We start from the raw sequence: 6,827 nt of genomic DNA, 5'->3' as shown, positions 1-6,827 counted from the left end.
CAGGATGTTGATCGGCGTACGGCCGAACGCGTCCGCCTTCTCCGTACCGCCCTTGCCGTCCAGCGCCACACTGTGGATGTTGCCGTTCAGATGCTGGTAGAACCACCAGCCGACGCCTGCCGTGGCCAGCACCAGCAGGGCCGTGCAGATACCGACGATCTTCAGGACACGCCTGCCGCGCCCTGCCGGACGCGCCCGGCGCCGTGCCGCGGCGCGTCCGCGTCCGCGTCCGCCGCGCGAACGGGCCGCCTCACGGGCCGCCGCCCGGCCGCCGACCGCCGGCCTCACCGCCTCCCGACCCCCCGTGGGGCGCGCCTCACCCGGCCCGGCCGTACGCTGTTCCGGCATCTGGGCGGTGCGGCTGCGCGTGGTCTGCCCGACCGGGCCGTCCCACGGGTCGCTCATCTCCCACTCCCAATGAACGCTCGGGCCGGTCAGGCCGGTGGACGAGAAGACGGAGCGCCACACCCCGACTCGGTTGCGTAGTTGCGCAATCTAACAAACACATGGCCCGAGCAGCAGTGATCCTGGGGGAATTCACAGGTGAGGCATCTCATGCAACCGCTCACCAGAGAAGCGTCACGAAGTCCGCGCATGTCACACCGCTGCTCGCGCCCCGGACCGCAGTGCGGGCAGCGCCAGGGCGTAGAGGGCGAGTACGGCGGTGAGCAGCAGGTAGTACACGGCCGGCAGCGCGGGCAGGCCGAGCGCCGGGCCGAGCGGTGAGACCGGCAGTACCAGACCGATGGCGGCCAGCACGAGCGCGGCCCGGGCGACCGGTCCCGGTCCGCGCCGGCCGGCGGTGCCGCGGCCGGCCCGCAGCAGCACCATCACCAGGGCCTGGGTGAGCAGGTTCTCGCTGAACCAGCCGGAGTGGAACACCGCCTCGTCGTCGCCCGTCCCCGGCCCGTGCACCGCGAGCGCCAGGACGCCGAAGGTGGCCAGGTCCGCGACGGCGTTGAGGCCCCCGAAGACGGTGATGAAACGCAGCAGGGCCCGCGGGTCCAGCACGGTCGGCCGGCGCAGCACCGAGGGGTGCGGGCGGTCGTGGGCGAAGGTGAGCTGGGCGGCGTCGAAGCACAGGTTCTGCAACAGGACCTGGGCCGGGAGCATCGGCAGGAAGGGCAGCAGCAGACCCGCGGAGAGCATCGCGAGGACGTTGCCCAGGTTGGAGGAGAGGGTGATGCGCAGATAGGTGGCGATGTTGCCGCCCGCGTGCCGGCCCGCGGCGACGGCGTGCGCGAGCGCGGTGAGGTCCCGCTCCGCCAGCACCACGTCCGCGCCCTCCCGGGCCACGTCGGCGGCGTCCCGCGGGGCGATGCCGACGTCGGCGGTGCGCAGCGCGGGCAGGTCGTTGACCCCGTCGCCGAGAAAGCCGACGGTGTGCCCGGCGGCGCGCAGCGCCTCGATGACACGGGCCTTGTGTTCCGGGGTGCAGCGCGCGAAGACGGTCGTACGGCCGGCCGCCTCGGCGAGTTCGCCGTCCGGGAGCCGGTCGAGGGCGTCGGCGGTGAGGACGGCGTCTGCGGCGACCGGAACGCCGAGGTCGCGGCAGGCGCGGACCGCGGTGTCCGGATGGTCGCCGGTGAGGATCTTGACGGTGACCCCCCGGTCGGCGAGGACGGCCAGCGCGTCGGCGGCGGAGGGCGCGAGCGCGTCCCGCAGGGTGACCAGCCCCCGGAAGACCAGCCCGCGGACGTCGGCCGGCCGGTGGTCCCGGTCGCGCGCCGGGCGCTCGGCGGTGGCGACCGCCAGGACCCGCACCCCGCCCTCGGCCTGCCGGGCGGCGAGCGCCCGCAGCCGGTCCCGCTCCTCGTCGGCGAGGGCACAGCGCTCCAGTACGGCCTGCACGTCCCCCTTGACGGCCAGCGTGTGCGTGCCGAGCCGGCCGGGGGTGCGGACGACCGCGACGGCCAGCCGCCGGTCCGGCGCGAAGGGTACGGCCGCGATCCCGTCGTACGCCGTGAGCGCGGCCTCGTCGGCCGCGTCCAGGATCGCCTCGTCCAGGGCGTCGGGGGCGGGCAGCTCCGCGAGCTGGAGGGTCCACCAGGCGTTGACGGCGGCCCAGTGCAGGACATCGGGGTCGTCCCGGCCGTCGGGGCCGAGGGCGCGGTCGACGACGGGCCGGTCCTGGGTGAGGGTGCCGGTCTTGTCCAGGCACAGCACGTCGACGGCGCCGATGTCGTACAGGGCCGGCAGCCGCTTGACGATCACCCCGTGGGCGCGGGCCAGCAGCGCGGCGCCGCGGGCCAGACAGAGGGTGACGAGGACGGGCAGCATCTCCGGGGTCAGTCCGACCGCCACCGCCACCGCGAACGGCAGCGTCTCCAGGCCCCGGCCGCGCAGCGCCGCGTTGGCCATCAGCACCAGGGGCGGGGTCAGCAGCATGAACCGGATCAGGATCCAGGAGATGCCGTGCACGGAGCGGTCGAAGGCGCTGCCCTCGGGCCGGCCGGCGCCACGCTCGTGTGCCGTGGCGAACCGGGTGTGCGGACCGGTCGCGACGACCACCGCGGTACCGCTGCCGGAGGCCACGCTGCTGCCCTGGAAGCAGAGCTGGGGCCGGTCGAGAACGCCGGACCGCTCGGCGGCCGCGGTGCGGGGGGCGTGGTCCGAAGCCCTCCCCCGCTCTCGGCTCCGCTCGAGCGGGGGGACCCCTTTGGGGACCGGGGCGGACTCACCGGTCAGTGCCGCCTGATGCACGGTCAGCCCGGCCGCCCGCAGCAGGTGTACGTCCGCCGGTACCAGATCCCCCGGCCCCAGCCGGATCACATCGCCCGGCACCAGCTCGGCCACCGGTACCTCGCGGGTCACCGGGCGGGCGCCCTCCTCGGCCCGGCGCAGCACCGTGGCGGTGGTGGCGACCAGCTCCCGCAGCGCGGCCGTCGAGCGGTCGGCGCGGCGCTCCCCGGCGGCCCGCAGGACGCAGCTCACCACGACCAGCGACAGGATCACCGAGGCGGTGCCCCAGGCGAGGACGGCCGCCGAGACCAGCCCGAGGCAGGCCAGCACCGCCGTGAACGGATCCCGCAGGCTGCGCAGGAGCAGCCGGGGCCAGGAGGCCGCACGCCGGGCCGGGCCGGTGTTCTCGCCCAGCCGGGCCAGCCGCTCCTCGGCCTGCGCCTCGGTCAGTCCGCGCGGGCCGCTGTCCAGCCGGCGCAGCGTCTCCAGCACGGTCGGCGGCGACGCCGGTGCGGTCGTCTCGGCGTCCTGCCCCGAGGCGGTGGTGGTGTCAGCCACCGGTTCCGCGCAGCTCGCGCACCGGCGCGAGGGGGTGCTGCGAACGCGCCGTCAACTGCCCGACCATCACCCGCACCACGGTGACGACGTCCGGGTCGTCGACGTAGTACACCTGCCGTCTGCCCTCGCGGCGGGAGCGTACGAGCCCGGCGAGCTTCAGCTTGGCCAGATGCTGGCTGACGGCCGGCAGCGCGCCGCCGACCCGGGCGGCGAGGTGCGTGACGTCGCTCTCGCCCTGCGACAGCGCCCACATCAGGTGCAGCCGGGCGGAGGAGGCGAGCAGTCCGAACGCGGCGGCCGCCTCGGCGAGGACCTCGGCCGACGGATCCTCGAAGCCACCGGCGTTCCCCGTCACAGCCCTCTCCCGTCCCGCCCACTCCACAGCCGACACTCATGTGCCCGCCCAGTGTAGGTGTGTGGATGCTCGGTGTCCTTGCGCGGTCGCGCAATGTCATGAGTCCGTGCCAACACCTCAACGGCTCGTCACCAAAGGCCGGATGCGATGGCCATGGCTCAGTGCCCCTCCCTAGGCTTGCGCAAACAGGCAAGTACAGGGGTAGATACGGGGAAGTACAGAGAGGACAACACCGTGGGCGTCATCGGCTGGATCATCCTCGGCCTGCTCGCCGGGGCCATCGCCAAGCTCCTGCTGCCCGGCCGCGACCCGGGCGGGCTGATCGGCACCACCCTCATCGGCGTCGCGGGCGCGTTCGTCGGCGGCTGGCTCTCCGCGCACTTCCTCCACCGGGCGGTGCAGAAGGACTTCTTCGACCTCTACACCTGGGGCGCGGCGATCGCCGGCTCCCTGGTGCTCCTCATCGGCTACCGCATCCTGTTCGGCAACTCCCGCGACTGATCCCCGGTGCGCGCCCGTCCGCGCGCCTCCAGGCATGCCGCCATGTGCGCCTCCTCCAGCCGGCCGAGGAGGAAGGGCAGCATGCCCCGTTCCAGCAGGGCCAGTTCCCACGCGCCGCGCGCCCTGGCCACCTCGGCCCGGGCGTCGTCCTCAGTCCGGCCCGCATCCGCGGACCGGGGGCGCCCCCGCGTCACCAGCAGCCGGAGCAGGCCGCCGACCGGGAGTCCGGGGCGGGGGCCGGAACCGGAACCGGGGTCGGAGCCGGGGCCGGAGCCGGAGTCGGAACCGGGGTCGGAACCGAAGCCGGGCCCGCCGCATGCCGCGGCCAGCGCCCCGCGGTACGCGCGGTATTCGAGGTCCGCGAAGGCCGCGATGCGGCGCGCCGCGCACAGCGCCCGGTCGCGCAGCTCGGCGCGCCCGACCCGGCTGCCGCACCGCACCATCGCCTCACCGACCTGGCCCATCGCCAGGGCCCGGTCCAGCACCCGCTCGAACACCACGCTGAACTCCGGCTCCACCGGATCGGCATCCGTCATCCGTCCCCCGATACCCGACAGCTCACCACCAATAGTTCCATATTTGCGCAACCATCGAAGCAGTACACGCGGGGCAAGAGGATCTAGGCTGCTTGTGTAGGGAGTGTCGTTCCGTCTGTGGGGTCCGTGGCGTGGTGAGGGAAGTCCCGTTGAACTTCTGGTCGCTCTATCAGCATGGCTTCGCGCGCGTCGCCGCGTGCACCGGCCACACCGTCATCGCCGCACCGCACGCCAACGCCGAGGCGGTCCTGCGGCACGCGCGGCGGTGTGCCGAGGAGGGGGTCGCCGTCGCCGTCTTCCCCGAGATGGTGCTGTGCGGCTACTCCATCGAGGACCTGCTGCTCCAGGACGCGCTGCTCGACGAGGTCGAGCAGGCGCTCGCCACCGTCGTGGCCGCCTCGGCCGAGCTGCTGCCGGTGCTGGTCGTGGGCGCCCCGCTGCGGCACCGCAACCGGATCTACAACTGCGCGGTCGTCGTGCACCGCGGCCGGGTCCTCGGTGCCGTACCGAAGTCGTACCCGCCGAACTACCGGGAGTTCTACGAGCGGCGGCAGATCGCCGGCGGCGACGACGAGCGCGGCGGCACCATCCGGATCGGCGGGGAGAGCGTGCCGTTCGGCGTGGACCTGCTGTTCTCCGCCGCCGACGTGCCCGGCCTGGTGCTGCACGCGGAGATCTGCGAGGACATGTGGGTGCCGGTGCCGCCCAGCGCCGAGGCGGCCCTCGCCGGCGCGACCGTGCTGGTCAACCTCTCCGGCAGCCCGATCACCGTGGGCCGGGCCGAGGACCGCAAGCTGCTGTGCCGCTCCGCGTCCTCCCGCTGCCTCGCCGCGTACGTCTACGCCGCCGCCGGTCTCGGCGAGTCCACCACGGACCTGTCCTGGGACGGCCAGACCATGATCTACGAGAACGGGGTGCTGCTGGCCGAGTCCGACCGCTTCCCGGTCGGCGACAGTTACGCGGTGGCCGACATCGACCTGGACCTGCTGCGCCAGGAACGGCACCGGATGGGCACCTTCGACGACAACCGGCGCACCCACGGCGAGCGCACCCGCGACTTCCGCACGGTGGACTTCCGGCTGGACCCGCCGCGGACCGACCTCGGTCTGCGCCGCCGCCTGGAGCGCTACCCGTTCGTGCCCGCCGACCCCGACCGGCTGGCCCTCGACTGCTACGAGGCGTACAACATCCAGGTCGCGGGGCTCCAGCAGCGGCTCGCGGCGATCGGCGGCCCGAAGGTGGTCATCGGTGTCTCCGGCGGCCTGGACTCCACGCACGCGCTGATCGTCGCCGCCCGGGCGATGGACCGGGCCGGCCGCCCGCGCACCGACATCCTCGCCTACACCCTGCCCGGCTTCGCCACCAGCGACCACACCAAGAGCAACGCCCACAAGCTGATGCGGGCCCTCGGGGTCACCGCGGCCGAGCTGGACATCACGCCGACCGCACGGCTGATGCTGAAGGAGATGGGGCACCCGTTCGCCGCCGGTGAGCCGGTGTACGACGTCACCTTCGAGAACGTCCAGGCCGGGCTGCGCACCGACTACCTCTTCCGGCTGGCCAACCAGCACGGCGGCATCGTGCTGGGCACCGGCGACCTCTCCGAGCTGGCGCTCGGCTGGTCGACGTACGGCGTCGGCGACCAGATGAGCCACTACAACGTCAACTCGGGCGTGCCGAAGACGCTGATCCAGCATCTGATCCGCTGGGTCATCGGCAGCGGCCAGTTCGACGAGGAGACCGGGAAGATCCTGGCCGCCATCCTCGACACCGAGATCAGCCCCGAGCTGATCCCCGGCGAGGAGTTGCAGTCGACCGAGTCGAAGATCGGCCCGTACGCGCTGCACGACTTCACCCTGTTCCATGTGCTGCGCTACGGCTTCCGGCCGTCCAAGATCGCCTTCCTGGCCTGGCACGCCTGGCACGACACGGCGGCGGGGGCCTGGCCGCCCGGCTTCCCGGAGGAGAAGCGGGGCTCCTACGACCTGGCGGAGATCCGGCGCTGGCTGGAGGTCTTCTGCCGCCGCTTCTTCGCGTTCGCCCAGTTCAAGCGGTCGGCCATGCCGAACGGGCCGAAGGTGTCCGCCGGCGGCTCGCTGTCGCCGCGCGGCGACTGGCGGGCCCCGTCGGACGGCAACGCCGAGGCGTGGCTGCGGGACCTGGAGCGGTTCGAGTTCTAGGCCGGGGCGCCCCCG

Annotated in this window: 5 protein-coding genes and 1 pseudogene; 2 read left to right on the top strand and 4 right to left on the bottom strand. The window is 73.5% G+C overall.

Annotated elements, in window-relative coordinates:
- From ACFVIU_RS38240 to ACFVIU_RS38230, 3 genes and pseudogenes are all read right to left on the bottom strand, one after another.
- Positions 1 to 405 (bottom strand): annotated as a pseudogene (locus tag ACFVIU_RS38240) (LytR family transcriptional regulator); the annotation flags it as partial.
- A 192-nt stretch (positions 406 to 597) separates the two neighbouring features.
- Positions 598 to 3,240, bottom strand: a complete 2,643-nt coding sequence (mgtA, locus tag ACFVIU_RS38235; RefSeq protein ID WP_385848341.1) for a magnesium-translocating P-type ATPase — start codon at positions 3,238 to 3,240, stop codon at positions 598 to 600.
- Positions 3,233 to 3,595, bottom strand: a complete 363-nt coding sequence (locus ACFVIU_RS38230) for an ArsR/SmtB family transcription factor (protein WP_385848339.1) — start codon at positions 3,593 to 3,595, stop codon at positions 3,233 to 3,235. The genes mgtA and ACFVIU_RS38230 overlap by 8 nt, the downstream gene beginning before the upstream one ends.
- 234 nt (positions 3,596 to 3,829) lie before the next feature.
- On the opposite strand from ACFVIU_RS38230, the gene ACFVIU_RS38225 reads away from it, so the two are divergent.
- Positions 3,830 to 4,096 (top strand): GlsB/YeaQ/YmgE family stress response membrane protein, encoded by a 267-nt coding sequence (locus ACFVIU_RS38225; protein WP_385848338.1) that lies wholly within the window; start codon positions 3,830 to 3,832, stop codon positions 4,094 to 4,096.
- Here the strand turns inward: ACFVIU_RS38225 and ACFVIU_RS38220 are convergent.
- Entirely contained in the window at positions 4,063 to 4,632 is a 570-nt protein-coding gene (locus ACFVIU_RS38220) for a hypothetical protein (RefSeq protein ID WP_385848336.1), read from the bottom strand. The genes ACFVIU_RS38225 and ACFVIU_RS38220 overlap by 34 nt on opposite strands.
- A gap of 149 nt (positions 4,633 to 4,781) precedes the next feature.
- Here ACFVIU_RS38220 and ACFVIU_RS38215 point away from each other — a divergent pair, with 149 nt between their 5' ends.
- On the top strand, positions 4,782 to 6,812 hold the full coding sequence (locus tag ACFVIU_RS38215; protein WP_385848335.1) for an NAD(+) synthase: 2,031 nt from the start codon (positions 4,782 to 4,784) through the stop codon (positions 6,810 to 6,812).
- Positions 6,813 to 6,827 lie beyond the last annotated feature (15 nt).

Origin of the sequence: Streptomyces sp. NPDC127190, assembly GCF_042672505.1 — a bacterium.
Classification (GTDB): Bacteria; Actinomycetota; Actinomycetes; order Streptomycetales; family Streptomycetaceae; genus Streptomyces.
This window is presented reverse-complemented; position numbering and strand designations above follow the sequence as displayed.

Excerpts from the sequence above, each read along its gene's own strand:
- ACFVIU_RS38220 (WP_385848336.1), bottom strand. The coding sequence starts at position 4,632 with ATGACGGATGCCGATCCGGTGGAGCCGGAGTTCAGCGTGGTGTTCGAG.